The organism is Pseudomonas sp. FBCC-B1667 (assembly GCF_059133255.1).
The window spans coordinates 3,567,848-3,593,334 of record NZ_CP101437.1 but is presented as its reverse complement, the minus strand read 5'-3'; the positions used below and the strand labels follow the sequence as shown (position 1 = coordinate 3,593,334).

At 59.8% G+C, this 25,487-nt stretch carries 22 protein-coding genes; 4 read left to right on the top strand and 18 right to left on the bottom strand.

Annotation, left to right across the window (positions count from 1 at the left end; genetic code table 11):
- Window positions 1-187: 187 nt before the first annotated feature.
- Entirely contained in the window at window positions 188-814 is a 627-nt protein-coding gene (locus NL116_RS16360) for a dihydrofolate reductase family protein (RefSeq protein WP_494373079.1), read from the top strand.
- Window positions 815-895: 81 nt separating this feature from the next.
- Here NL116_RS16360 and NL116_RS16355 read toward each other — a convergent pair whose 3' ends face one another.
- From NL116_RS16355 to NL116_RS16325, 7 genes are all read right to left on the bottom strand, one after another.
- Entirely contained in the window at window positions 896-1,258 is a 363-nt protein-coding gene (locus NL116_RS16355; RefSeq protein ID WP_494373078.1) for a DUF6124 family protein, read from the bottom strand.
- 438 nt (window positions 1,259-1,696) lie between these two features.
- Complete coding sequence (locus tag NL116_RS16350) at window positions 1,697-2,485, bottom strand: SDR family oxidoreductase (protein ID WP_494373077.1); 789 nt, start codon at window positions 2,483-2,485, stop codon at window positions 1,697-1,699.
- 46 nt (window positions 2,486-2,531) lie between these two features.
- Window positions 2,532-4,079: an amino acid ABC transporter permease/ATP-binding protein gene (locus NL116_RS16345; RefSeq protein ID WP_494373076.1), complete on the bottom strand. Its 1,548-nt coding sequence runs from the start codon at window positions 4,077-4,079 to the stop codon at window positions 2,532-2,534.
- A gap of 63 nt (window positions 4,080-4,142) precedes the next feature.
- On the bottom strand, window positions 4,143-4,937 hold the full coding sequence (locus NL116_RS16340) for an ABC transporter substrate-binding protein (protein WP_494373075.1): 795 nt from the start codon (window positions 4,935-4,937) through the stop codon (window positions 4,143-4,145).
- 46 nt (window positions 4,938-4,983) lie between these two features.
- Entirely contained in the window at window positions 4,984-6,054 is a 1,071-nt protein-coding gene (locus NL116_RS16335) for an isopenicillin N synthase family dioxygenase (RefSeq protein WP_494373074.1), read from the bottom strand.
- A gap of 14 nt (window positions 6,055-6,068) precedes the next feature.
- Window positions 6,069-6,920, bottom strand: a complete 852-nt coding sequence (locus NL116_RS16330; RefSeq protein WP_494373073.1) for a sugar phosphate isomerase/epimerase family protein — start codon at window positions 6,918-6,920, stop codon at window positions 6,069-6,071.
- Window positions 6,921-7,375: 455 nt separating this feature from the next.
- Complete coding sequence (locus tag NL116_RS16325; protein WP_494373072.1) at window positions 7,376-7,936, bottom strand: lipid-binding SYLF domain-containing protein; 561 nt, start codon at window positions 7,934-7,936, stop codon at window positions 7,376-7,378.
- Window positions 7,937-8,239: 303 nt separating this feature from the next.
- Between NL116_RS16325 and NL116_RS16320 the strand changes: the two genes are divergently transcribed.
- Window positions 8,240-8,719, top strand: coding sequence for a VOC family protein (locus tag NL116_RS16320; RefSeq protein ID WP_494373071.1), 480 nt, complete (start codon window positions 8,240-8,242; stop codon window positions 8,717-8,719).
- Window positions 8,720-8,764: 45 nt separating this feature from the next.
- On the opposite strand, the gene NL116_RS16315 is transcribed toward NL116_RS16320, so the two are convergent.
- The 3 genes from NL116_RS16315 to NL116_RS16305 all read right to left on the bottom strand — a co-directional run bounded on the left by NL116_RS16315 (window position 8,765) and on the right by NL116_RS16305 (window position 12,616).
- Window positions 8,765-10,066, bottom strand: a complete 1,302-nt coding sequence (locus tag NL116_RS16315; protein WP_494373070.1) for an NAD(P)/FAD-dependent oxidoreductase — start codon at window positions 10,064-10,066, stop codon at window positions 8,765-8,767.
- Window positions 10,063-11,151: a polyamine ABC transporter substrate-binding protein gene (locus NL116_RS16310; RefSeq protein ID WP_494373069.1), complete on the bottom strand. Its 1,089-nt coding sequence runs from the start codon at window positions 11,149-11,151 to the stop codon at window positions 10,063-10,065. The genes NL116_RS16315 and NL116_RS16310 overlap by 4 nt, the downstream gene beginning before the upstream one ends.
- 106 nt (window positions 11,152-11,257) lie before the next feature.
- A complete protein-coding gene (locus tag NL116_RS16305) occupies window positions 11,258-12,616 on the bottom strand; it encodes a glutamine synthetase family protein (RefSeq protein WP_494373068.1) in 1,359 nt (452 codons plus the stop codon).
- A gap of 161 nt (window positions 12,617-12,777) precedes the next feature.
- On the opposite strand from NL116_RS16305, the gene NL116_RS16300 reads away from it, so the two are divergent.
- Complete coding sequence (locus NL116_RS16300) at window positions 12,778-13,686, top strand: helix-turn-helix domain-containing protein (RefSeq protein ID WP_494373067.1); 909 nt, start codon at window positions 12,778-12,780, stop codon at window positions 13,684-13,686.
- A 95-nt stretch (window positions 13,687-13,781) separates the two neighbouring features.
- On the opposite strand, the gene NL116_RS16295 is transcribed toward NL116_RS16300, so the two are convergent.
- The 5 genes from NL116_RS16295 to NL116_RS16275 all read right to left on the bottom strand — a co-directional run bounded on the left by NL116_RS16295 (window position 13,782) and on the right by NL116_RS16275 (window position 21,101).
- On the bottom strand, window positions 13,782-14,675 hold the full coding sequence (locus NL116_RS16295; RefSeq protein WP_494373066.1) for a LysR family transcriptional regulator: 894 nt from the start codon (window positions 14,673-14,675) through the stop codon (window positions 13,782-13,784).
- Window positions 14,676-14,810: 135 nt separating this feature from the next.
- The gene (gene paoC / locus NL116_RS16290) at window positions 14,811-17,006 is read right to left on the bottom strand and encodes an aldehyde oxidoreductase molybdenum-binding subunit PaoC (RefSeq protein WP_494373065.1); all 2,196 of its coding nucleotides are present in this window, start codon (window positions 17,004-17,006) and stop codon (window positions 14,811-14,813) included.
- Window positions 17,003-17,959 (bottom strand): FAD binding domain-containing protein, encoded by a 957-nt coding sequence (locus tag NL116_RS16285; protein WP_494373064.1) that lies wholly within the window; start codon window positions 17,957-17,959, stop codon window positions 17,003-17,005. Before NL116_RS16285 ends, paoC begins: the two co-directional genes overlap by 4 nt.
- Window positions 17,956-18,597, bottom strand: coding sequence for an aldehyde dehydrogenase iron-sulfur subunit PaoA (paoA, locus tag NL116_RS16280; RefSeq protein ID WP_494373063.1), 642 nt, complete (start codon window positions 18,595-18,597; stop codon window positions 17,956-17,958). Before paoA ends, NL116_RS16285 begins: the two co-directional genes overlap by 4 nt.
- Before the next feature lie 116 nt (window positions 18,598-18,713).
- On the bottom strand, window positions 18,714-21,101 hold the full coding sequence (locus NL116_RS16275; RefSeq protein ID WP_494373062.1) for a DUF3772 domain-containing protein: 2,388 nt from the start codon (window positions 21,099-21,101) through the stop codon (window positions 18,714-18,716).
- 199 nt (window positions 21,102-21,300) lie between these two features.
- Here NL116_RS16275 and NL116_RS16270 point away from each other — a divergent pair, with 199 nt between their 5' ends.
- Entirely contained in the window at window positions 21,301-21,756 is a 456-nt protein-coding gene (locus NL116_RS16270; RefSeq protein ID WP_494373061.1) for a hypothetical protein, read from the top strand.
- Here NL116_RS16270 and NL116_RS16265 read toward each other — a convergent pair.
- Genes NL116_RS16265 through NL116_RS16255 form a run of 3 tightly spaced genes read right to left on the bottom strand, consistent with a single transcriptional unit; the run spans window position 21,741 to window position 25,435 of the window.
- Entirely contained in the window at window positions 21,741-22,769 is a 1,029-nt protein-coding gene (locus NL116_RS16265) for a DUF2955 domain-containing protein (protein WP_494373060.1), read from the bottom strand. The two genes, NL116_RS16270 and NL116_RS16265, sit on opposite strands and share 16 nt — an antisense overlap.
- The gene (locus tag NL116_RS16260) at window positions 22,759-23,886 is read right to left on the bottom strand and encodes an HlyD family secretion protein (RefSeq protein WP_494373059.1); all 1,128 of its coding nucleotides are present in this window, start codon (window positions 23,884-23,886) and stop codon (window positions 22,759-22,761) included. Before NL116_RS16260 ends, NL116_RS16265 begins: the two co-directional genes overlap by 11 nt.
- Window positions 23,879-25,435 (bottom strand): TolC family protein, encoded by a 1,557-nt coding sequence (locus NL116_RS16255; protein ID WP_494373058.1) that lies wholly within the window; start codon window positions 25,433-25,435, stop codon window positions 23,879-23,881. Before NL116_RS16255 ends, NL116_RS16260 begins: the two co-directional genes overlap by 8 nt.
- Window positions 25,436-25,487 lie beyond the last annotated feature (52 nt).

Below are 25,487 nucleotides of genomic sequence, written 5' to 3'. Positions count from 1 at the left end.
CTCAATATAGAAGTGCCCCGCAATTGAGCAAATCGAAAGTCGAAACGATGCCGTATCGGTGAGCTTTTATCTGTACCGCGTGCTGTCGATTTCGCAGTAGCCCGTTCGACTATCCATCAGGGAATGAACCGGTTGGGTCGCTGTGATCCCCGGTATTCCCTGAGCCGATACTCATCAGGAGAAGACCATGCGCAAGCTCACCGTTGCCGCGTTCATCAGCCTGGATGGCGTTATGCAGGCCCCCGGCAGTCCGGAAGAAGACACCAGCGGCGAATTCCGCTTCGGCGGCTGGATCGTGCCCTACGCCGACAATGTCTCCGGCGAGGCCGTACAGGCGCTGTTTTCGCAGCCGTTCGAGTTGCTGCTGGGACGGCGCACGTACGACCTGTTCGCGGCGTATTGGCCGCGGCAAAAGGCCGATTCACATAGCCATTGCCTTGCTGACCTGCTCAACCGCGCACCCAAACATGTGGCGACGCATCACCCCGAGACGCTGGAGTGGCAGAACAGCAGTGCCTTGGAAGGAAACGTTGCCGAGGCAATACGTGCGCTCAAACTTCGGGACGGCGCCGACCTGTTGACGCAGGGCAGTGGTGATCTGGTACGCCAACTGCTTGCTGCCGGACTGGTCGATGAACTTCGGTTGATGACCTTTCCCGTCGTACTGGGGCGCGGCAAGCGTTTGTTCGACGACACTGCGCTGGCGTCGGCCTTCACGTTGTCGCACTCGACCAGCACCGCCAACGGTGTGCTGATCACGCGGTATGTGCGCGGCGGTGAGGTGCGTACCGGTACGTTCGATAAAGATGAATAGCCAATCTGGCTGATGGCTGCCTGAACAGGCTGCATCTCCCTCTGTGGCGACGAACCGGTTCTTCGCCACAGAGGAGGGTGATTACGCCTTCACTTCAACCTTGTCCAGCGCCTGATTCACCGCCAATTCCCCCAACATCACCACTTGGGTAATCCCCAGCAGGGTCTTGCGGTTTGAATTGTCCAGTAACGCCGCGAGATTGCTGAGCATGGTGGTCGCCGAGCCCAGTGACTCGCTGGCGTTGACCAGCAAGGATTCGGTGTCGCATTTCGGGTTGGCGAGGAACATCGGTTCGGGTTCGTGGGTGCTGGCCATTATTTGAGCGGCCGGGTTGAGGTAGTGGTCGAGTGCGCGTTCGGCCGCTTCGTGGAGCTTTTTCGAATCGAGGGATTCGTAGGGCGATGCCGGATCGGTTTCCGGTGGGTTGGGTGTTGGTTTGACCATGGTGAAACTCCTGATTGTTCACTAGGAGCTACCAGCATCACTTGCAGATGATGGGTGGCAGCTATGTGCGGGTCTGCAAGACCGGGAAACCAGGAACCCGGCAGACCCGAAGGTCTCCCGCACAAAGCCGCCATTTCGCGGACATGAACGAGCGTCCGTTGGCAGGGCTATGCGACTGGTATTCCGGCGGGCTTGCAGACCCGATCACTGATGGGCAGTGACAGGAATCAAGTTAACGACGGGGACCTAGACGCACAAGCCGGCGGATTCTGTCTTACCCGTAGGCGATGGCGCAAGGCGTTGTAGCCTTTGGGTAGTAACAGAAGACTTCGTTTAAACAGGCGGAATTTTTGTTGTTTAAGCGCCAGCAACGCGCAGGGGGATCTCGCGCCGGGACGGCCCCCATCGCGAGGTCCGCTCCCGTTTTGGCAGGCGTCGTTATTGGCTGGAGCGAATCGCTCCGCCATCAATCAACAGGTTCTGCCCGGTCAAGTAACCCGCATGCTGGCTGCAAACGAAGGCACACAGCGCCCCGAACTCCTCGGGTGAGCCGAAGCGTTTCGCAGGGATTTCGCTACGGCATTCATCGAGGAACGCCTCGCTGTTTTGCCCCATGTCCTCGGCCGCCGCGACCAGATTGCCACGCAGTCGATCGGTGTCGAAGGAGCCCGGTTGCAGGTTGTTGATTGTCACGTTCCGACTGGCAATGTGTTCTTGCCGGGAAAGCCCTGCGATGAACCCCGTCAGGCCACTGCGCGCGCCATTGGACAGGCCCAGGCTTTCGATAGGCGACTTCACGGCACTCGACGTGATGTTGATGATTCGGCCAAATCCGCGTGTCGCCATGCCGTCTACCGTTGCCTTGATCAACTCGATCGGGGTGAGCATGTTGGCATCCAGCGCCTTGAGCCATGCATCGCGATCCCATTCGCGGAAATCCCCGGGGGGAGGGCCTCCCGCGTTGTTGATCAAGATATCGAAATGCTCATGGGCCATAAGGGCGGCCGTTCGCCCCTCAGGCGTCGAAATGTCCCCGGCCACGGCGATGACCGTCACCTCAGGATTGATCGCTCTGAGCTGACGGGCTGTTTCATTCAGCGCCTGTTCGCCTCGTGCCGTAATCACCACGTTCACGCCTTCGCTGACGAGTGCCTGTGCGCAGGCTTTACCTAGGCCTTTGCTGGCGGCGCACACCAACGCCCAGCGTCCTGCTATTCCAAGATTCATGCGCGTTGTCCTGAAAGAAGAAAGCTCAAAGAAAGTGATTGCCTGTTCATGCGAGATCCACCGTTGTGGACCGGTTTGGCGATTGAGCATCGATCCCCATGAAGCGCCGCACTCGCTCGCCCTCGGCATCGAACCGGATGGTTTCAGGGGCGGCATCGAGTTGAATGTTGCCGTTCTCCATGAAAATCACGCGATCGGAGATCGACATGGCAAAGTCCATTTCGTGGGTCACGATCAGCATGGTCATGCCTTCCTTGGCCAAATCGCGGATCACATTGAGCACGTCGTTGACCAGTTCCGGGTCGAGGGCCGAGGTCGGCTCGTCGAACAGCATGATCTGCGGCTCCATGGCCAGGGCCCGGGCGATTGCCACGCGCTGTTGCTGCCCGCCGGAAAGCTGATGCGGGTACTTGTGGGCGTGGGCCAGCAGGCCGACCTTGTCCAGCAGCGCATACGCACGATGTTCGCTCAGCTCGCCCGGCTGGCCATGGTAACGCGGTGCCAGCGTGACGTTGTCGAGAATGGTGCGGTGCGGGAACAGGTTGAAGTTCTGGAACACCATGCCGATGTGCCGCACGCCTTTGCGCAGGCGGGAACTGTCGGGCTTGTCCGACGCTTCGATGAATGTTTCACCGAACAACGAAATGTCGCCGGTATCGATGCTTTCCAGGCCGTTGACCGTTCGGATCAGCGACGTCTTGCCGGAACCGGACGGCCCAATGATCGAGACCACCTGGCCGTATTCGACATTCAGGTCGATCCCCAGCAGCACTTTGTGTGTGCCGTAGCTCTTCTGGATGTTGTTCAGTTGCAGAATCGGCGTTGTGTTGCTGGCTGCGGCTTTGCGCGCGATGTCGGGCAAGGCTTCGGCGCTGGCCTTGAACCTGGCAACAGTCGTCGCGTCGAGTGTGTGCGGCTTGCGAAAGTTCAGGTCCAGGTAGCGCTCCAGGCGCTGCAGGAAAAAACCGAATACGGTGACGATCAACACGTAGTAGACGCCTACCGCCGCCAGGGTTTCCATGACCAGGAAGTTGGTGGCGTAGAGGCGTTGGCCGACCGTGAGGATTTCAGTCAGAGAGATGACCGAGACCAGCGATGTCAGCTTGACCACCGTGATGTATTCGTTGATCAAGGTGGGCAGCGAAATGCGGAAGGCCTGGGGGATGACGATCAAGCGTTGCATGCCGAACACACCGACGCCCAGCGCGCGCCCGGCTTCCTTCTGGCCCTTGGCCACGGAAATCAGGCCGCCACGATGGATTTCCGCCATGTACGCCGCTTCGGTAACCACCAGGGCCAGCAAGCCGGAATAGAAGGGGTTGGAAAGAATAGGGCCGCTACCGGGAAACAATTGCGGCAAGTTGTAGACGAACACCACCAGCACCAGCAACGGGATGCTGCGGAAAAACCAGATGTAAATTGCTGCGGGAATGCGCAACAAGGGCGATGGGGACAGCTTGGCCGTGGCCAGAAGAAAACCCAGCAGCATGCCGATGAACCAGGCCAAGGCACTGAGCTGGATCACTGTGACGCAGGCGTTCCAGAAGTCCGGCAGGGAGAACAGGGAGAAAAAATACGACCAATCGAATGGCATAGGGCACCTCGATCTGCCGACCCGTGCAGGGGCGGCAGATGACCAGACTACAAGGACAGGTTCTTAATGGGAGGTCGGCTCTTCCAAGGCGTATTTTTTAAGAATAGCGGCATACTCACCACTCTTCTTGGTCTCCTCGAAGGCCTTTTGCACCGCCTGGAAGGTTTCTTCGTTGCCTTTCTTGACGAAAATGCCCAGGGTTTGCTGATAGATCGGGTGATCGGTGGTGATGACGACTCGGCCGTTGGTCTTTTCCGCGATCAGTTTTGCCGCGCCAGCGATTTCAACCTGGGCCTGAATGTTTCTGGACAGCAGGGCTTGAGTCACTTCGGGTGCCGAAGGGTATTCGCTGACGGTGATGGCGCCTTTGTTGTTCGGTACGCAATAGTCATCGGACAGTTTGCGGAATTCCTTGACCCAGGTGGTCCCCTGTTCCAGACCCAGTTTCAAACCACACAGGTCTTCAGGTTTTTTCGCATTGATTTCGCTGCCCTTGGGCACCATGACTGCCGCACCGGTATTGGCATAGGCGATGGTCTGGGCCTGAGTCTGACGCTCTGGCGTGATGTACATGCCGGAAATGACCGCGTCGTATTTGCCCGAGTTCAAGCCCAGGATCAGACTCGGGAACTTGGTGTCGACGAACTCCACCGTGGTGTTCATGTGCTTGGCCAGTGCCGCCGCCAGTTCAGGATCGGAACCCACCACGTTTTTGTCCTTGTCATAGGACTCGAACGGAGGATAGGTGATTTCCATGCCGACCTTGAACGGACCGGTTGCAGCCATGCTCACCGAGGCACCGAGCATACCGGCTGCCAATACAGCCAAGCTCAACAGGTTCTTTTTATTGTTTTTCATCTTTTACTGACTCCGGCGTAGGTAAGGGTGTCGCTGAAAACTTCAATCAGGACGGTTGAGCCTGATTTTTCAAATGTCCGAAACTGGCGGGCTTACGTGCCTTGCCTGGCAGTTGAACTTCCCCATTGGCTACCCTCTGACGCAGATACTGATAGGTCTGCAGAGCTTGGCCATACATGTGTTCGCCGATCGTGATTTCTTCGTAGTCGTTGCCTGCCTGGGCGAACCCTGGCAGAGGTTTGATTTGGGTGTGATAGTCGCAGGCATAAAACAGAGGAAAGGAATAGCGCTCCTCTTTCACGCTGCGCACCCGGTGTGCTGTGGCAACGAATGCGCCTGCCGTCATCACTTCCAGCATGTCGCCGATGTTGACCACAAAGGCATCGGCCATCGGTGGTGCATCGATCCATTGCCCAAGGTTGTTCATCACCTCAAGACCGGGTTTATCGGCCAAGAGAATGGTGAAGCACTCATAATCAGTATGCGCACCAAGCCCCGGTGCGTCGTGGGCGGCACCGTCGAAGGGGTAGTGAATCAGGCGCAGCTTGGACGGCGGACGGGTGACCAGGCTGTCGAAATAGTTTTCTTCCAGGCCCAGGGTCAGGGCAAAGCCGCCAAACAGGCGCCGGCCCAACGCGAAGATCGCTTCATAGTAGGCCTGCACTGACGCCTTGAAACCTGCCAGTTGTGGCCAGTCGTTAGGCCCCAGCAATGGAGTGTTGGCCAGCACCAGCGGGTCATCGGCCGGGACTTCGAAGCCGACGTCAAAGGCTTCCTTGTGGTCCGGCTTGCCTTTGGAGTAGACCTCTTCGCCTTCGGGAACAAAGCCTTTGTGGGTTTGCGAGGTACCGATGTAGTGCTGCATTTTGGTGTCGAAAGGCTGGTCGAAAAAATCCTTGGCAGCCTTGCGCAGGTTGGCGATCAAGTGCGGGTCGATGCCGTGATCGGTGATATAGAGGAACCCGACATCGCTGGCGGCGCGCCCCAATTGTTCGGCCACGGCCAAGCGGTGTTCCAGTTCATAGCTGAACAGGCCGGCGATGTTCACCACCGGAATGCTATTGAAGTTGGCTGTGTGCGTGTCAGTGCTGGCGCTGTTGTTTTTATTGTCAGGCATGACGCATCGGCTCCCTAGGGATGGCTTGAGTGGTGGAAACGCTCGAAGTGTTCGCGCTCGGTCCGGCCCATCCACACGTTCAACGACCACACGTCGGCGACCGGGACGTTGGTGAAGGGCAAATGATGCAGGTAGCCGTCGGCGCCGAATTCCGGGGTCAGGGTGCTGACCTGGTAACCGCGGGCCTGCTGCGAGCACCAGATGCTTTCCCAGTGCTGCTGATGGAAAGCCAGTTCTTTTGCATACTCGGGAGCCGCCGGGTGCGGTACCTGCGGGCCCTGGTCGTAGCCGACCCGGGCCTGGATATGGTGAACCCGCTCGATGAAAGCACTGAGGTCGTCGGCCGGGTCATTCAGCAGACGCTCGCAGGTCACCACCCAATGGCTGATATCACTGGTGAATAACAGATCGGGCAGTTGCCGGATCAATTCCAGGGTCACCCAAGGGTTGAACAGCGAACGTGAGCGATGGGTTTCGAAACTGCAGATCTGGCCGTGCTTGCGCGCCAGTTCCAGCGCCTGACCGAAGAACTCGACTTGTTGCGGCAAGGACCAGCGGTCATTGCCCGCCAGCACGTTGACGAAACGTGGGCGCAGTTCGGCAGCCCAGGCGAGTTTCTGATCAAGGTCATCAAGGTGGACGGCCGGGGTTGCCGACTGGTCCGGCAGCACGTCATACGCGGTGAAGACGGTGCTGATATAGCCCAGGCGATTGGCCCGGAGAAAGGCACCAAACTCAGCGCGTTCACGGGCGTTCAGTGGCAGGCGTGCTTCCATGCCATCAAAGCCCGCTTGCAGCAACTCCTCGAGTGCCTGAGCTTTGCTGGCGGTGTAACCCCACAGCGTGCGGAAAATTTCCAGCTTCATCGGTGATCCTCAAAAATCCCAGGGCCTATTGCAAAAGCACTTCGATGGCGCCAAGCCAATCAGCAATCAATGGACAGCGGCGGCAAAGGACTTTGGATCCGGACGTCTGCGTAATCTGACCCACTGAGCGACACCAAGGCTGGTTCACGGTGGCGCCGATGTTAGGCACAGGCGGTGCGGCGAAAGAATCTGAAAGTTCAAATGAATACTTCAGACTTTCGTTAACAAATAGCTAGCTACTTATCTGGCTTGCCAGACGGGAATCTCAGGGCGAGGACTTATTTGCGTGGGCTCTTGGCGAGGGGGGCCATCGTTACAGCATCATTTTGAAGACTGCCAAGCGACACCCTGCTGCTCTGCCACTTCAGGGTCGATTCCTGCCGGCTCAGTGGGCAGGAATCGACCTGGAATGTCATCGTCGAAGGGCATGCTGACATTCAACCAAACCGCCGGTTTCAGCGTTTGATCTGGGAAATCTTCGTGCCTTCGATGCTGACGCCGGCCATCAAGCCTTGCTGGTCGGTAATGAACGCGTACGCGTCATCTTTCAGCGTCGAGCTGGACAGGTTCTTCGCAATCCCTTCATCCACTACAACAACCGTTGGCCCTACACCGATTTCCCAGCCCTTGGTTTCGGCGAGGTATTTCACCGCTTTGTCGGTCATCAGGAACACCACATAGCCATACGATTGGGCGCCGGCCTGCAACCCCCATGACCCGCTGACGGAGTTGTAATACTTATCGATTTTCGTGCCTTCGATTAACACGCCTTCACCATAACTACCGCCGAAGACCAGGCCGGCCTTGATGATTTTCGGGAAGACCAGGATCGCTTTTGCCTGTTTTGAAAGGGTTTCGGCCGCTGGGGTGGATTTGTAGAGGATTTTCAACTCTTGCCGAGCATCGGCATTCAAATCCTCGGCGGTGGCCGCACCCGCGGTATTGAGCAAGCTCGCCGAGGCCAATGAGGCGGTCGCGAGGAAGATCGAGAGGAAGAAGCGCATTGATTGTGTCATTTCCGTACTCCGGGAAAGGGAGCTTGGATGGGATCAGCAGTCAGTACCTGCGTCCGGCAGGAACCGGGCTTGCTGACGTTATCCGGCGCACCCTGAAAGGTTGGGTTGCAAGCGTCGCGCCTGAATATATGAGGCCTTGGGCCGCGGGTCAGTTGCGATGCCATCATTGGTTGTGACCGCTGCATAACGGCGGGGTTCGCTCATGGGTGGTCCGCGTCGAACGTCGGTTAATGCGTTGCCGCCTGGTCGCAGACATCAGCGCTGCTAAAATGCACCTTTGAGTTCCCATCCAGGAGAATCCAGATGATCAGCAAAAACACAATTTGTCTTTGGTACGACGGCGCCGCGCTGGACGCTGCAACCTTCTATGCCCAGACGTTTCCCGACAGTTCGGTGGGTGCCGTTCACCGTGCGCCCGGCGACTATCCGGCGGGCAAGCAAGGCGATGTCTTGACGGTGGAGTTCACGGTGATGGGGATACCGTGTCTCGGCTTGAACGGCGGGTCGGGGATCAAGCATAACCAAGCCTTTTCGTTCCAGGTCGCGACCGATGACCAAGCTGAAACGGACCGTCTGTGGAACGCAATTGTCAGCAACGGCGGCACGGAAAACGTCTGCGGCTGGTGCCAGGACAAGTGGGGTTTGTCGTGGCAGATCACACCGCGTGTATTGACGGCTGCGGTCACCGATCCTGATCAAGCGGTGGCCAAGCGCGCGTTCGAGGCCATGATGCAAATGGGCAAGATCGATATCGCAGCGATTGAAGCGGCGGTGGGGCGGTAGCGAGTTACGCCTGATGCCGGGCGTCTCTTCACCCGCCGCACGCCGTTAGCCCAACATTTCCCGCATCCGGTACCAGAGCATACCCAGCGCCAGCAGTGGCGAGCGCAAGGCGCGGCCGCCGGGGAAGGTCATGTGCGGCACGGCGCTGAACACATCGAAGCCCTGGCTGTGCCCGGCATGGATGGCTTCGCCCAACAGTTTGGCGCACCAATGGGTGACGTTCAGGCCATGGCCGGAATAGCCCTGGGCGTAGAACACGTTCGGGTGCTGGCTCAAGCGCCCGACCTGGGGGAAACGATTGGCCGAAATGCCGATCATGCCGCCCCATTGGTAGTCGATCCGCACATTCGCCAATTGCGGGAACACCTTGAGCATTTGCGGGCGCATGTAGGCGGCGATGTCCGCCGGATCGCGACCGGAGTAATGGCAGGCACCGCCGAATAGCAAGCGCCGGTCCGCCGAGAGCCGGTAGTAATCGAGGCCGACTTTCTGGTCGCACAGCGCGACGTTATGCGGGATCAGTTTCGCTGCCGCTTCTTCTGACAAAGGTTCGGTGGCGATGATGTAGCTGCCCGCCGGCAGCACCTTGCCGCTCAGCTTGGGTTCGAGTTCTTCCAGATGGGCGTTGCAGGCCAGTACCAGGCTGCCGGCACGCACGGTGCCGCCGGCGCAGCGTACCTGCACAGTACTGCCATGGATCAGCTCCAGCACCGGGCTCTGTTCGAAGATCTGCACGCCGAGGGATTGCGCGACGCTGGCTTCGCCGAGGACCAGGTTCAACGGGTGCAAGTGGCCCGAGCCCATGTCCACCAGACCACCGGCATACACGCCGGAGTTCACCACCTGCTCGCGGATCTGCCCGGGTTCGACCAGACGGGTTTCATGGGCGTAGCCCGACGCAATCAGTTGCGCGTGTTCGGCCTTCAGCCCGGAAAATTGCGCCGGCGTGTTGGCCAGTTCGCAGAAGCCCCAGCGCAGGTCGCAGTCGATGACGTGTTCGCGGATTCGGTTGCCTACCAGTTGCACCGACTCGACGCCTGCACGTTCCATATAGCGCACACCTTCGGCACCGACATGTTTGGCAAACCCGCTGACGTCATGGCCGATGCCGCGAATCAACTGGCCGCCGTTGCGTCCGCTGGCGCCCCAGCCAATCCGCCGGGCCTCCAGCACAATGACCGAGAGCCCGCGCTGTGCCAGTTCGATGGCCGTGTTAACGCCGGTGAAGCCGCCGCCGATCACGCAGACATCGGCCGTCAGGTCCGAGCTCAGCGTGGGACGCGGTGTCAGGCTCTTGGCCGACGCGGCGTAGTAGGAATGGGTGTGTTCGTTGCTGTACTGAGTCATTTGTTGGACTTCACTTTGCTCCAGGAACGGGTCATCAAACGCATGATCGCCTGGGGCGGGGTGGTCGAAATGTAGAGTTTGTCGAGGACGGCCTGCGATGGGTACACCTCAGGATTGTTCACCAGCTCCGGGTCCATGAATTCCTTGGCGGGCGGGTTCGGGTTTGCATAACCGACTGACGCGCTGACCTTGGCAATTACTTGTGGGTCCAGCAGGTAGTTGATGAACGCGTAGGCTTCTTTTGGGTTGCTGGCGTCGGCGGGAACGGCCAGCAAGTCGAACCACAAGTTGCTGCCTTCCTTGGGAATGGCGTAAGCGATGTTCACACCGTTCTTGGCTTCCTTGGCGCGGTTCGCGGCCTGGAACACGTCACCCGAATAGCCGAAGGCCACGCAAATGTCGCCGTTGGCCAGGTCCGACACATACTTGGATGAATGGAAATAGGTGATGTAAGGGCGGATGGCCAACAGCTTGGCTTCGGCCTTTTTGAAGTCTTCGGGGTTTTCGCTGCGAGGGTCCATGCCCATGTAATTGAGGATCGCCGGGAACACTTCATCCGCCGAGTCCATCATCGACACGCCGCACTGGCTGAGCTTTTTGATGTTTTCCGGTTCGAACAGCACGGCCCACGAATCGATGTGATCGACGCCCAGTACTTGCTTGACTTTGTCGACGTTGTAGCCGATGCCGTTGGTGCCCCACAGGTACGGCACCGAGTGGGCGTTTTGCGGGTCGTTCTTTTCCAGCAGCGCCAACAGTTTCGGGTCGAGGTTCTTGAAGTTTGGCAGTTGTTCGTGGTCGAGTTTCAGGAACGCGCCGGCTTTCACCTGACGTGCAAGGAAGTGGTTGGACGGCACCACCACGTCGTAACCCGTGCGGCCCGCGAGCAGTTTGCCTTCCAGGGTTTCGTTGGAGTCGAATACGTCGTAGATCACCTTGATCCCGGTTTTGGCCTGAAAGTCGGCGAGGGTGGTTTCGCCGATGTAATCGGTCCAGTTATAGACACTGACCTGTGGCTGAGCCTGCACGCCGGCGCTGAACATTGCCGCCAGCGCGACCGGAACCATGGATTTCAATAGACGCATATCGACACCTCTTCTAATTATTGGATTCTTCCGGAGTTGCTTTGGTGTTCTGGTGGCCGCCTCCGCGAGCAGGCTCGCGAAGAGGCCGGCGCAGGCAAACCAGGTCTTAGACGCTCATCATCAGGAACTCACGCTCCCAGGAGCTGATCACCCGCTTGAAATTCTCGTGCTCCGCGCGCTTGACCGCGACATAACCACGCACAAACTTGCTGCCCAGGTAACGCTCGACGGTGTCGCACTCTTCCATCTGGGTCAGGGCGTCTTCGATGGTGATTGGCAAGCGCAAGTTGCGGCGCTCATAGGCGCGGCCCTGTACCGCAGCGCTCGGTTCGACACGCTCGACCATGCCCAGATACCCGCACAGCAGGCTCGCGGCAATCGCCAGGTACGGGTTGGCATCGGCACCCGGCAAGCGGTTTTCCACGCGCATCGCATCAGGCGACGACGTCGGTACACGCAATCCGACGGTGCGGTTTTCTTCGCCCCATTCGACGTTGACCGGTGCCGACGTGTCCGGCAGGAAGCGGCGGAACGAGTTCACGTTGGGCGCAAACATCGGCAGTACTTTAGGGATGTACTTTTGCAGACCACCGATATGGTGCAGGAACAGCTCGCTCATGTTGCCCTCCGCGTCGGCGAAGATCGGCAACCCGGTAGCGATGTCGACCACGCTCTGGTGGATGTGCATGGCGCTGCCGGGCTCATCGCCAATCGGCTTGGCCATGAACGTCGCCGCAACGTTGTGTTTGAGCGCAGCTTCGCGCAGGGTGCGCTTGAACACGGTGATCTGGTCCGCCAGGTCGAGCGCGTCGCCGTGACGGAAGTTGATTTCCATCTGCGCCGGGCCGTCTTCGTGGATCAAGGTGTCGAGGTCCAGGCCCTGCAGTTCACACCAGTCGTAGACGTCTTCGAACAGCGGGTCGAACTCGTTGGCAGCGTCGATGGAAAACGACTGACGGCCGCTTTCGGCGCGGCCCGAGCGGCCCAACGGCGCCTTGAGTGGCAAATCCGGGTCTTCGCAACGCTGGGTCAGGTAAAACTCCATCTCCGGCGCGACAATCGGCCTCCAGCCTTTGTCGGTGTACAACTGCAACACCTTCTTCAGCACGTTGCGCGGCGACAATTCAATCGGGTTGCCGAACTTGTCAAAGGTGTCGTGGATGACGATGGCGGTCGGTTCGATGGCCCAAGGAATGACGTACACCGCATCAGGATCCGGCTTGCAGACCATGTCGATGTCGGCCGGGTCGAGCAGGTCGTAGTAGATGTCGTCATCGACAAAGTCCCCGGTTACCGTTTGCAAAAGCACACTTTCCGGCAGGCGCATGCCTCGCTCATGCAGGAATTTGTTAGTGGGTGCAATCTTGCCGCGTGCAATGCCGGTCAAGTCGCTGACCACACACTCGACTTCGGTAATCTTGTGATCTTTCAGCCAAGTGAACAGCTGATCGAAAGGGACATTCATAAAGACCTCGTTATTGGTTTTATTAACGTCGGGGAGGGCGGTTTCATCCACCGCACTCTTCCCCTGAGACGCGTTGACGACTATCTTGGGCGAGCCTTACGGTTCCATCTATCCACTTTAAGCAGCACCAAAACGCACCAAACGAGTGCGTAAGGTCACCCATGTCAGCGTCCAGTCCGATCCAGGTTCAAGCGTTCAACACCGAAGATGTCGCCGAGCAAATCCGCGCCACACCGGGTTGGGTTCAGCACTACCAGCAAATGTCGCCGGGGCATTTCGCCGGGCGTGTGCGCTATCTGGACTTGCAAGGCGTGGAGATCTACGAAGAGCAGATGAACACCCGGGTCGAGCAGAATTTCAGTGCGCCCGAAGGGTCACTGGCGTTCTGTTTCGATCGCAGCGACAACGCGCTTTACCTGCTCAATGGCGAAAGCCGCAATATCTGGATAACCCCCGAGAACTACCAGGAAATCGCCGTGGTGTTCGGCCCGGAGTTCGTTCAGCGCCAGGGTTTGGATGTGGAACGGCTGGAAGGGTTGTTCCTGTCGCCACTGAACTCTGGACAGAATGCCTTGTTCAGCCGCTGGCTGAGCGGCACGCTGACCCGCCTGGGAGAAACCCTCGACCCACCGAGCAAGGAAGCGTTGACGCAGCAGTTGCTGGAGGACTGTCTGTACATCCTCGACAACGCCTGCGTGTGCCTTGACCGGGGTGGCTTGCAGCGCCGCACCGAAGAGCGCGCGATCATGAAACGCATCGGCGAGTGGGCGGCCGATTCCCCTGAAGAAACGATCAATCTGCTGGAGCTTTCTCAGGTCGCTGGCGTTTCATTGCGCCAGTTGCAGCACGCGTTCAAGGCCTTCACCGGGATGACGCCGACCCATTGGTTGCGTCTGCGCAGGCTCAACAGCGCTCACCGTGAACTGCTCAGCCGAACCCCCAACGAAACCACTGTTGCTGAAGTGGCGATGAATTGGTCGTTCTGGCATTTAGGGCGCTTTTCCAGCAGCTATCGGGCGCTGTTCAACGAGTTGCCGAGCGAAACGCTCAAGCGTGCCAATCAGCGCTAAGGGCCGACCCCACGTTGACCATCCTCGATCCGTCACCGGTGTCGCGAGGGTCGACATCGGTCATGCCGGCATTCGTCAGCGGGCTCAGGCTGGCGTCAGCCGCGATAACGCAACGCCTCCAGCAATAACGCAAATGCCGGCGAGGCTTGGCGCCGGCTGGGGTAGTAGAGGTGAAAGCCGGAAAACGGTGCGCTCCAGTCTTCCAGCACCTGTACCAGTCGACCGTCCGCAAGATGAGGTGCCACGAGGTCTTCGGGGATGTAGCTCAACCCGAAGCCATCCAGTGCCGCTTTGCGCAGTTGGTAAACGCCATCGAAGGTGACTTGGCCCGACACTCGGACATTCAGGCTTTCCTGGTCTTTTTTAAATTCCCAGGTGTACAAGCCGCCGTTGGTAGGCAGCCGCAGGTTGTTACATTGATGCCCGGTCAGATCGCGCGGCGTTTCGGGTAATGCGCGGTCGGCAAAGTAGGCCGGGGACCCCACTACCGCCATCCGCATGTCCGGCCCGATCCGGGTTGCGATCATGCCTTGCGCCACATCTTCGCCCAAGCGCACACCGGCATCGAAACCGTGTGCGGCGATATCGACAAAACCATAGTCGCAGCAGACCTCCACCGAGATGTCCGGGTACGTGGCGAGGAACGGTTTGAGGACCGGCCACAGGATGAACTCCAGCGCATGGTCCATGGCATTGATGCGGATTTTGCCTGCCGGTGTATCGCGTAGATCGCTCAGCGCCGCCAGTTCGAATTCGATTTCTTCAAAGTGCGGGCCAACAGTTTCCATCAAGCGCTGACCCGCCTCGGTAGGCGATACGCTGCGCGTGGTGCGGGTCAGCAGGCGCAGGCCTAGTCGTGCTTCCAGGGCACGAATCGTATGGCTCAGTGCCGACTGGGAAACCCCGAGTTTGCCGGCGGCCTTGGTAAAGCTTCGCTCACGCGCAACAGCGAGGAATGCGAGCAAGTCGGTGGCGTTTTCCCGAAGCATTCATGAGCCTCTCTAATAGGTTTGACCCGATTCTAGCGGCTAATCGTCGGAGTGCGTAGCGGGTAGATGAGTGCGACTTGCTGCTGCCTGGAGTCAGGACCGACATGAACCGGCACAGGTCAACGGCCGGTTTGATCAGATCATCGGCGGTAACGCGTGCAGTACTTTGTCCAGCGTGATCGGGTACTCCCGCACTCGCGCGCCGGTGGCGTTGTAGATCGCATTGGCAATCGCCGCACTGACACCGCACAAGCCCAGCTCGCCTACGCCTTTGGCTTTCATGGGCGAGGAGGCCGGGTCGGTTTCGTCGAGGAAAATCACTTCCTGATGCGGGATGTCCGCATGCACCGGCACTTCGTAGCCGGCCAAGTCGTGATTGACGAAAAAGCCCAGGCGTTTGTCGACCACCAGATCCTCCATCAACGCTGCGCCGACACCCATGGTCATCGCGCCGATCACCTGGCTGCGCGCAGACGTCGGATTGAGAATTCGCCCGGCCGCGCACACGGCCAGCATTCGGCGCACGCGAGTTTCACCGGTCGCGCTGTCGACGGCCACTTCGACAAAGTGCGCGCCGAATGTCGATTGCTGGTACTGCTTGCTCAGCTCTGCGAATTCGATCGAATCCTCGGCGACAATTTCGCCTGCGGTTGCCGCGTCGTGCAATGCGAAACGGTTGCCGCCCGCGTGCACTTCACCGCCGACAAACACCGCATCCTCGACGCTGATGCCTAGCCGTTGGGCCACCGCTTCGCGCAGTTTGACGCATGCCGCGTACACACCCGCCGTCGAGCAATTGCCGCCAAACTGCCCCCCCGAACCGGACGACACCGGAAAGCTCGAATCGCCTAGCCGCACCACCACGTCATTGAGGCCGACGCCCATCATCTCGGCGGCGGTCTGGGCGATGATCGTGTAACTGCCGGTGCCGATGTCAGTCATGTCCGTTTCCACGGTCACCGTTCCATTGGCATCCAGACGCACGCGAGCCCCGGACTTCACCTGAAGGTTATTGCGGAACGCGACGCCGACGCCCATCCCGATCAGCCAGCGGCCCTCGCGTTGAGTGCCGGGTTGAGGGTGGCGTTTGTCCCAGGCAAATCGTGTGGCACCGGTGCGCAGGCATTCGACCAGGTGCCGCTGGGAGAACGGACGCTTGGGGTCGACCGGATCGACCTGAGTGTCGTTGATGATCCGAAATTCGACGGGATCGAGTTTGAGTTTCTCGGCCATCTCGTCCATGGCGATTTCCAGCGCCATCATTCCCGGTGCTTCGCCCGGTGCGCGCATGGCGTTGCCTTCCGGCAGGTCAAGGGTGCTCAAGCGCATCGTCACCAAACGATTGTCCCCGGCGTACAGCAATTTGCTTGGTTGCGCGGCCAGTTCGACTTTGCCGCCGGGCAGGTCGCCGGACCAACTTTCATGGCCCATGGCGGTAATCTTGCCCTCAGGGCTGGTGCCGATACGAATGCGTTGAATGGTCGCCGGGCGGTGGGTCGAATTGTTAAACATCATCGGCCGCGCCAGCGCGACTTTCACCGGCCGACCGGCCATGCGCGCGCCGAGGGCGGCGAGTAGCGCATCGCAACGCAGAAACAGCTTTCCGCCAAAGCCTCCGCCGATGTAGGGCGAAATCAGGCGGACATTGTTCTTTGGGATACCGAGCGTGGTCGCCAGGTCCGTTACTGACCAGTCGATCATCTGGTTCGACGTCCACACGGTCAGTTGATCGCCCGTCCACGACGCGGTCGAGGCAAAGGGTTCCATCATCGAATGGCTTTGATCCGGGGTGGTGTACGTCGCGTCAAACTGCACCGGCGCTGCCGCGAACGCAGCGGCAAAGTCACCATGGGTGGTATCCGGAGCTTCTTCGGTGGGCGCGCCGGAGTTGCGAACGCTGGCCAGATCGAAGGCACCCTCGCTGCTGACGTACTGGATGTCGAGCAACTGCGCAGCCGCGCGTGCCTGCTCGAAGGTGTCTGCCACCACCAGCGCAACGGCCTGGTGGTAGTGCTGGATGTCCGGACCTCCCAGCAGCTTTGCGGTGTTGTATTTGCCTTTTCCCAGTTTGCCGGCATTGGCGGCCGTGACAATGGCGATCACGCCGGGCGAGGACTGAGTTTCTTCCAGGTTCATCGAGGCAATGCGGCCCTTGGCGATGGACGAACCGACCACCACGCCATAAGCCTGGTTCGGTGCTACGTCATGGTGTTCGTAGGCATAAGGCGCAGAGCCGGTGGTCTTCAACGGCCCTTCGATACGGGTCGTTGGCTTGCCGACCACGTTCATCTGGTCGATGGGATTGGTCGTGGCGAGGGTGTCGAATTTCATGCTCGAGTCCTCGCTTGTGCCATCACCGACGCAAGCGTGCGCTCGACCAGGGTCAGTTTGAAGGCGTTTTCCGGGGTGGGTGTCGCTCCGGCGAGCAACTGATCTGTCACGGCTTTGGCCCCTTGCGGCATTGCCGTTTCAGCCTTTTCATCGCGCCAGGGCTTGTGCGCAACGCCGCCCAACGCGACGCGGCCGCTGCCGTCCTGCTGAATCACAGCCGCTACGGAAATCAGCGCGAAGGCGTACGAAGCACGGTCGCGAACCTTCTGATAAATGTGCCGGCCGCCGAGTGGCGCCGGCAGGGTGACTGCGGTGATCAACTCATTCGCCGCCAAGGTGGTTTCGAGGTTGGGCGTGTTGCCCGGCAGTCGATGGAAATTGGCGATGGCAATCACGCGTGTCGAGCCGTCGGGGCGCACGGTTTCGACCTGTGCATCCAGCGCACGCATGGCCACGGCCATGTCGCTGGGATGCGTGGCGATACAGGCATCGCTCACGCCGATGATGCCCAACGAGCGACTGAAACCATCAAGGGCTGCGCAGCCGCTTCCGGGTTGGCGTTTATTACAAGCCTGGTGGGTGTCGTAGAAATACGGGCAGCGCGTGCGTTGCAACAGGTTACCCGCGGTGGTCGCCTTGTTGCGCAACTGGCCGGAAGCACCGGCGAGGAGGGCGCGGGACAGCAGCGCGTAGTCCTTGCGAACCCGGGCGTCGGCAGCGAGGTCGGTGTTGCGCACCAGTGCACCGATTCTCAGGCCACCGTCGGGCGTGGCTTCGATCCGGTCCAGCGCCAGCCCGTTGACATCAATCAGGTGCGTGGGCGTTTCGATGTCCAGTTTCATCAGGTCGAGCAGGTTGGTGCCGCCGGCGATAAACCGTGAGCCGTTGACTTGAGCGGCCAGTGCGGCGGCCTCCGCGGGGGTGTTGGCACGCAGGTAGGTGAAGGGCCTCATAGGTCGGCCTCGGCGACTTCGGTGATCGCTTCGATGATGTTGGAATAGGCACCACAGCGGCAGATATTGCCGCTCATGCGCTCCTGCAGTTCACTGGCGATCAGCTTCGGCGAATCGGTAAGGCTGGCGCTGGCATGACTCGGAATGCCGGCGCGGATCTCCTCCAGCACCGCGACCGCCGAGCAGATCTGTCCCGGTGTGCAATACCCGCATTGGTAACCGTCGTGCTTGATGAACGCAGCTTGCATCGGGTGGAGCTTTTCAGGCGTGCCCAAGCCCTCGATGGTCGTGACCTTCGCACCGTCGTGCATCACCGCCAGCGTCAGGCACGCATTGATGCGCCGGCCATCGACGATCACCGTGCACGCGCCGCACTGGCCATGGTCACAGCCTTTTTTGGTGCCTGTGAGGTGCAAGTGTTCGCGCAACGCGTCGAGTAGCGTGGTACGGCTGTCGAGGTCCAGTTTGCGCTGTTCGCCGTTTACCATCAGGGACACGACCGACGTGATCGGCCGCGCGGCATTGGCGGCGCAGGCTTTGGCCGAGATAAAGGGCGGCAGCACCATGGCGGTCGCAGTGACGACACCCACGATCAGGAATGTTCGTCTGGAAAGGGGTAGCGGGGCACGGTTGTCCATTGCGTCGTTTCCTGTGTGGTTGGGCGTAGCCAAGGCTCACAGAAAGAGTGACCCGCCTGATCGGCGAATGTTTTTGCGTATTTCGTTTATAGAGTTATGAACAGCGCTCATCAATCCTACGCCGTCGGCGGTTTGGCCAGTTCAATGCCGGCCGCGCCCAGTCGCTTGAGAATCTCGAACAGCAAGTCGCTTTTGGTGATGCCGACAATTCTCGGGCTGCTGACGAAACCGGTGATGGTCAAGGTGATGCCATCCGGGCTGAGCTTGCTGAAGCGGACAAACGTCGCCGGTTTATCGAGGATGTTTTCGTTCTCTTGGTAGGTGTCGTACAGCAGGTCTTTCACCTGCTCCGGGTCGATGTCCAGGGGAAACACCAACTCAAGGCTCGCCACACCTTGGGCACTGCCGCCCAGCGTCACGTTGCGCAGGTTTTGCGAGATCAATTGAGAGTTGGGCACGATCACAATCGAGCGGTCGGCGAGTTGTATTTCAGTGGCCCGGACGTTGATGCGGCGGATATCACCCTCGACGCCGCTGATGCTGATCAGGTCGCCGACCTTGACCGGGCGCTCGGTCAGGAGGATCAGGCCGGAGACGAAGTTCTTGACGATTTCCTGCAAGCCGAAACCGATACCCACCGACAGGGCGCTGACTATCCACGCCAGGTTGGTCCATTCGATGCCCAGCGATGACAACGTCAGCAGGATCACCAGGGCATAGCCGATGTTGGCGAACAGCGTGCTCAGCGAGGCACACATGCCGGGGTCCATGTCGGTTTTCGGCAGGAACTCGTCATCCAGCCATCGGCACAGGGCACGAATCAGGTAGATGCCAATCACCAGGGCCAGGATGGCATTGAGTAAATGGCCAGGAATGATGTTCAGCTTGCGCAAGCCGTCGCCGCCGAGAATCGACAGCGCCTGGGTCACCAGTTGCCCGAGGGTGGTGCCCACGCCGCCGACAAACAGTGAAATGACCGCCAACAGTATCAACGTCGCGCGACCGGCCCCGGACAAGATAATCGAGATTTGTTCAAGGCGCACATCGCCCATTCCCAGCAGCTGTTTAACCGCTTTGCCGCTGGGGCTCTTGGGTGAGAACAGGTATTCGCAACTGTCCTTGAGCAACTGGATCAGCATGTAGAAGCCGGAGAGGACGATAAAGCCCCAGACCAGTTCGTAAGTGATGAATCGTGCCAAGGAGACATAGCCAATCAGGAGGGCGAAAAACGAGACGACCACCGCGACGATCGTGCAGGTGTAAATCAGGCCCGCCAGGGCGGTGCTCGCTTCAATGCTTTCACCGGCGGCTACCAGAAGTCTTCGGGCATGGCTGGCGCGGCGCAATAGCAACGTGAAAATCACGGCTACCGCCAGCGCGATCAGGCCGCGCCCCATCAGCGTGGTGGGCCCGCTCATGCCGGCCACATTGGTGATTTGCGCCAGCGATGCCATCACCAACAAGGTCCCGGCGAGTAATCTGGGAACGGGTTCGATCGCTATCGCAACGGAATCGTCGATCGCTGGCAGGCGCCAGGAAGGATGCTGATTCGCCAGCAGCGCCCGGCTTAGTCCGGTGATCAGGACGCAGGTATAAACGACTCGTTCGAATTCCTCGGCGTAGTTCTGGATCATCGGCGACAACGGCAGTTCTCGCGTGAGCGCGTAAAACAGCAATTGCAATGCACAGGCCGTGGTCAACAAGGTGGCCACGACAGACGCCAGAGCCAGCGTGCTTCGCCGCAATCGCCCTTCAGGCAGGCGATGAATGCAGACCCAGGTCAGCCCGCGATCAGCCAATAGCCGGCCCCAGATCCAAATGACCAAGGCCAGCAAAATCAGCATGACGGCCGACAAACGCTGGCCGGGTTGCCAGGCGGCCGCGAGGGTGTTGCTGGCCTGCTCGATGAAGTTGTTGAATCGAAGGCGATCCTCCATGGGTGGATTGAATAACGGCTCCCAAAATGCCCGTCCCAAGATGCTGCCGCTGCGCAGCATGACTTCGGTTTCCAGAAGACTGCGCCGGATACTGGCGATCTGAGTAAGCAGGTCAACGGCGCTGGCTCTCAACGCGGCGAGGATTTTCAAACTGGCATCGACGACCTTCTTTTGCTCGGAAAGGACGTCGCGTTGCGTGGTGATGTCCGACTTCTCGACGGCTTCGCCACCCAGGGAAACAGGACCGCTCAACACATCAAGTTGCGCTTGTAACTGTTTCTGCTCGGGCAGCAACGATGACTGCAGGTTGTCGACGTCGTTGATAAACGACTGAACGGAGTCTTGCAGGCCGATCATCATGGTGACGTTATTGGCCAGCGAAACCCGTTGCTTGATCAGGTCCAGCCGCAGTTGCAGGCCTTGAAGTTCACTGGTGGACACCGTAAACGATGAAGCGTCTGGCGTAATGGTTGACGTCGCCAACGGGTCGGTGGCGGAATGCGCTGCACCACTGTGTACCAGCAGCGTGAGCGCGACGAAAATCACTGACATCAATGCATGACGCATAGGCGTTCGGCTCTGTTGTTGGTCACTCCGCCTATGAGGTTAGGTCATCAGGCCAAAACGATCGAAAAGTTTTATGTTGACGGGCCGCAATCGACACAAATGCCCCTGAGTCGGGTGATGGCTGATCTACACTTCTTGATGCTCAGTCAAGCGCGGGCCCCGTAGTGAATGGTCTACCCGTGCCGCGCAGGAGGTCATCATGCCTAAGTTGTCTGCCATCAGCCTGTGTGTCGCATTATCGGTTTCATGTGCCCAGGGCTGGGCGCAAACCGTAGTGCCGACCAAAGGCCAGAGTTCGCAACAGACCCAGCTGGATATCAATGAATGCCAAAGCATCGCGGCCAGCCAGACGGCTTCAACCACCCCGTCAACTTCCGGAGGACGAGTGCGCGGCGCTGCGGTCGGTGCCGCAGCCGGTGCTGTTGCAGCCGACGCACGCGGGCGCCAGCACGACGAGTTTTATGAGGGCGCCAATGACAACGTGAAGCAGGAATATCGCCAGAATCAAGCCAAACAGACCGCGGCGGCCGGTGCCGTGGTGGGCGGTTCGCGCCAGCGGCAGGAACGCCGTGCGAATGAAAAAACCAGTTCTGCCAATAACCAGGCCGCCTATACCAGTTGCCTGCAAGGCAAGGGTTATCAGGTCAATCCATGAGCCCGGGCCTGTGTTGGCCGGTCAAGCCATCGAACCATCACGCACGCGTACAACGTGACGGCGATGAACAGTCCCATGCGCACGGCGAAGGCGGTGTAGACGTCTTTGCCCAAGGCGCTGTCCTGCACGGACTGCCCCAGGAGGATGATCAACGTGATAAAGGTGTTGAGCCACAACCCCGGGCTATAACGGCTCGGGCTTAGGGCATACAGCTTGCGCGCCAGGATCAGGCCGAACAGCAGCATCCAAAGGAAGAACATCCACAGGTGCACAAACAGGCTTAGAGCGCACCAGAACACGATGGCCAGCAAGCCGCCGAGCAGGGTGGCTCCCAGTAGTTCGCGCCCGGCATTGCGGGCGCTGATGGTGGAGCATTGCTGACCCAGGCCGACGGCTTTCAGGATAATCGGCAGGTAGGCCGCCGGGTCGATCATCGCCAGCAAGAATGTAGGCAAGACGATCATGGTGGCACGTAGCGCAATCCGACTGGCTTCTACTCCTTTCGGTGACGAGGCGGCCGGCGGCGTCGGCGCATCGGCAGGCTCAGGAAACAGCCAGTGACTGAGCGCCACCACCATCACCGCCAGTAACAGACCTTTGACCAAGGCGCCGATGACCATAGCCGCCAGGTCGAACTCGGCGACGCCCGCCGAAGAGATCATCGTCAGCCCCATCACCAGCAAGGTCACGATCAGATTATTGCCGCCACTGAGTCCCCAGCGGAACACCAGGAACAGGCTGAGCGTGACCAACAACACGCCAGTCAACGGGTAGTAACGCAGGATCGGGATCAATAACAGGCCGATGCCCGTGGTCAGCATGGCGACCAGGGCGAGTACGATCGCCGCCTTGAACGGTAGCGGGCGATTGACCGAGGCCAGGAGCAACAGGCACAGCACGGGCGCAAGAAACGGAATGGGCAGCGCCAGGCCGAAACTCACAGCCAGGCACAGTGCCGCGCCACTGGCCAAGCGCAATGCGCGTTGCTCCCGTGGCGTGCGTTTAGTAGGCATAGGACAGCCAGCTCATCAGGCCTAAAAATGCGTGACCCAGTGGGTTTAGCCAATTGCCTGGTAAAGGGAAAGCCATGACTTCAGCCTGTCCGCCGGCACGGATGTTACCGCTACCGCGCAGGGTGTTCATGGACTGCTCGGAAAACTCGATGATCACCGGGAAGCGTTGGGCGGGGCGCAGCCAGTCCCGGCTGTTCTGGATGCCGGGCAAGGTACCGGGGGGTGTTGGCTGCCCGACGCTGATGCCATAACCGACACTGCGGACATGGCCCTCAAAGACTTCACCCGGCACTGCATCAAGGACGATGGACACTGGCGTGTCGGGCCGTACCAGACCGAGGTTGTTCTCGGTCATGTCGGCCGTGATCCAGATGTCCTGAATGGTGATCAGGGTCATGACCGGGCTGCCGGCCGCGGCGAACTGGCCGACGTCGGTGCGCAGGTCCGTGATCAACCCCGCCGAGCGTGCGCGTGTTTGTGTGTTGGACAGGTCCAGTTCGGCTTTCTCCAGCGCTGTCGCGGCACTGCGCAGTTTCGCGTTGACGTCTTCACCCCCGCCTTCAGTTTCTTTTGCGCGCTCTACTTCGGCACGGGCGGCGGCCGTTTGACTGATTGCGGCTTCGCGGCTGGTGCGTGACGCGTCGAGAACCCGCACGGATATGGTCCCCGGATCTTCGCGATACAACCCTTCCAGGCGTTGATTCTCTTGACGGGCCTTGGTTTCGTTGGCCTGGGCGGCGCGCAAGGCTGCTTGCGCCGAGGCAATCCCCGCCGTGCTGGCGCCCAACTGCCGACGGGTCGCCTCGAGGTCGGCGCGGGCGCGGTCGACGGCAATCTTGTAAGGGGCCGGATCCACCTCGAAAACCACGTCGCCGGCCTTGACGATTTGATTGTTGTGAACGTTTACCCGGATCACCCGGCCCGCCACTTCCGATGCCACGGGAATGACGAATGCACCGACCCGGGCCTGTTGCGTATAGGGCGTAAAACGGTCGGCCAAGAGGTACCAGACCAGGCTCAGGATGATCAGCAGCAATACCCATTTGATGCCTTTTTTCGCCGGATCGGCCGTCACGGGCGCGGCGGCGTTGGGAGAGGGCTGCGCGGCGTCATTCATGGCTGTTGTCCTTGGCGGGTAGCGGGAAAGTGGGCAGGCCGGCGGCGGGCTCGCCCAGCATGTTGCCCCAGTCGGTGCGTTGTTCCATCAGATGGCGGGTGGCCGGGTCAACCCATGGCAGGGCGGAGTACCAACCTCCACCCAATGCCTTGTACAAGGCGATGACATTGCTGACGGCATTGCCGCGTGCGATCAAGTAGGTGTCCTGCTGTTCCAGCAGCGCCCGTTGCGCGTCGAGCACCCGCTGGAAGTCGGAGTAACCTTCGCGAAACTGCACGCTGGCCAGCGTCAGCGAGCGCTTGGCAGCCACACCGGCTTCACGCAGGATGCGCTCGCTCTCAAGGGACTGGATCAGGCCGCTGGCCGCATCGTCCGCCTCGCGCGCGGCCTGGCGAACCTTGTCGCGGTAGGCTTCGATCAATTCCTGCAACCGTGCGTCCTGTACGCGCACGTTGTTGGCGATCTGCCCGTAATCGAACACATTCCAGCGCAGGCTGGGACCACCCACCAGGTCCAGTCTGCTGGACGTGCCCTGAAGCGTGTCAGTCGACCAGACAATGCTGCCAAACAACGTCAGTGACGGATAGAAATCACTTTCGGCCACGCCAATCAGCGCACCTTGGGCGGCCACGTTGAGTTCGGCGGCGCGCACGTCGGGCCGACGCAATAACAGGTTCGCGGGCACATCTTGCAACACCGCGCGATCGACCAGCGGCACCAGGCGGTCATTATCGACCACCTGAGGCAGCCCGCCCGGCGGTTGCCCGATCAACACGGCCAGCGCATTACGGGTCCTTTGCAGCTGGTCCTGGAGGTTGGGGATAGTGGCCAGCGTGCCCAAGTATTGGGTTTTGGCCTGTTGCAGATCGAGCTCGGCATCCTGGCCACTCTTGAACAGTTTTTCGGTGATCTCGAAATTGCGCTTTTGCTGTTTGGCGTTTTCACGGGCGACGCGCAGACGGGCTTCGGTGGTGCGCAGCAAATAATAGGTATCCGCCACCTGGGCGCGTAGCAAGACCAGCACGTCTTCGTAGTTGGCCTGGGCCGCAAAATAAAGCGCATCGGCGGATTCGATGGCGCGGGCAAAGCGCCCCCAGAAGTCGAGCTCCCAGCCAATGTCAAACCCGGCACTGTGTTGCCAGAAATTGTTGTCTTGCGGGTTGTTTCCACCGTATTGGTGACGTTTGACGTACAAACTGTCCGCGCTGACTTGCTGCAGTTGCGGGTACAGCGTGCTTTGCGAAATGCCCAATTGGGCGCGGGACTCCATCACACGCAGACCCGCAATTTTAAGGTTGGAATTGTAAGCATCTGCCTGTGCAATGAGTTGATCGAGCACCGGGTCGTTGAAGACATGCCACCACTGGCGCAAATCCGGATTTGCCCCGCGTTGGCTGGATTGCTCAAGGGACGGAGTGTCCCAATGTTTGATCCATTCCTGACCCGGCGGCTGGAAATCCGGGCCGAGCTGAATGCATCCGCTCAGAACCAGCGCACCCAGCAGGGTGAGGTAGGCCGGGTGCATCGGCGGGGATCGACTTGGGGGCATTGTTCCGTGTTCAGCCAAGAAAGATCACTGGAGCATAGACGTCTGATGGTGC

Coding starts and splice junctions, on each gene's coding strand:
- NL116_RS16320 (WP_494373071.1), top strand. CDS start 8,240: ATGATCAGCAAAAACACAATTTGTCTTTGGTACGACGGCGCCGCGCTG.
- NL116_RS16335 (WP_494373074.1), bottom strand. CDS start 6,054: ATGCCTGACAATAAAAACAACAGCGCCAGCACTGACACGCACACAGCC.
- NL116_RS16300 (WP_494373067.1), top strand. CDS start 12,778: ATGTCAGCGTCCAGTCCGATCCAGGTTCAAGCGTTCAACACCGAAGAT.
- NL116_RS16255 (WP_494373058.1), bottom strand. CDS start 25,435: ATGCCCCCAAGTCGATCCCCGCCGATGCACCCGGCCTACCTCACCCTG.
- NL116_RS16275 (WP_494373062.1), bottom strand. CDS start 21,101: ATGCGTCATGCATTGATGTCAGTGATTTTCGTCGCGCTCACGCTGCTG.
- NL116_RS16270 (WP_494373061.1), top strand. CDS start 21,301: ATGCCTAAGTTGTCTGCCATCAGCCTGTGTGTCGCATTATCGGTTTCA.
- NL116_RS16330 (WP_494373073.1), bottom strand. CDS start 6,920: ATGAAGCTGGAAATTTTCCGCACGCTGTGGGGTTACACCGCCAGCAAA.
- paoA (WP_494373063.1), bottom strand. CDS start 18,597: ATGGACAACCGTGCCCCGCTACCCCTTTCCAGACGAACATTCCTGATC.
- NL116_RS16295 (WP_494373066.1), bottom strand. CDS start 14,675: ATGCTTCGGGAAAACGCCACCGACTTGCTCGCATTCCTCGCTGTTGCG.
- NL116_RS16315 (WP_494373070.1), bottom strand. CDS start 10,066: ATGACTCAGTACAGCAACGAACACACCCATTCCTACTACGCCGCGTCG.
- NL116_RS16345 (WP_494373076.1), bottom strand. CDS start 4,079: ATGCCATTCGATTGGTCGTATTTTTTCTCCCTGTTCTCCCTGCCGGAC.
- NL116_RS16260 (WP_494373059.1), bottom strand. CDS start 23,886: ATGAATGACGCCGCGCAGCCCTCTCCCAACGCCGCCGCGCCCGTGACG.
- NL116_RS16350 (WP_494373077.1), bottom strand. CDS start 2,485: ATGAATCTTGGAATAGCAGGACGCTGGGCGTTGGTGTGCGCCGCCAGC.
- NL116_RS16360 (WP_494373079.1), top strand. CDS start 188: ATGCGCAAGCTCACCGTTGCCGCGTTCATCAGCCTGGATGGCGTTATG.
- NL116_RS16305 (WP_494373068.1), bottom strand. CDS start 12,616: ATGAATGTCCCTTTCGATCAGCTGTTCACTTGGCTGAAAGATCACAAG.
- NL116_RS16285 (WP_494373064.1), bottom strand. CDS start 17,959: ATGAGGCCCTTCACCTACCTGCGTGCCAACACCCCCGCGGAGGCCGCC.
- NL116_RS16325 (WP_494373072.1), bottom strand. CDS start 7,936: ATGACACAATCAATGCGCTTCTTCCTCTCGATCTTCCTCGCGACCGCC.
- NL116_RS16340 (WP_494373075.1), bottom strand. CDS start 4,937: ATGAAAAACAATAAAAAGAACCTGTTGAGCTTGGCTGTATTGGCAGCC.
- NL116_RS16355 (WP_494373078.1), bottom strand. CDS start 1,258: ATGGTCAAACCAACACCCAACCCACCGGAAACCGATCCGGCATCGCCC.
- NL116_RS16265 (WP_494373060.1), bottom strand. CDS start 22,769: ATGCCTACTAAACGCACGCCACGGGAGCAACGCGCATTGCGCTTGGCC.
- NL116_RS16310 (WP_494373069.1), bottom strand. CDS start 11,151: ATGCGTCTATTGAAATCCATGGTTCCGGTCGCGCTGGCGGCAATGTTC.
- paoC (WP_494373065.1), bottom strand. CDS start 17,006: ATGAAATTCGACACCCTCGCCACGACCAATCCCATCGACCAGATGAAC.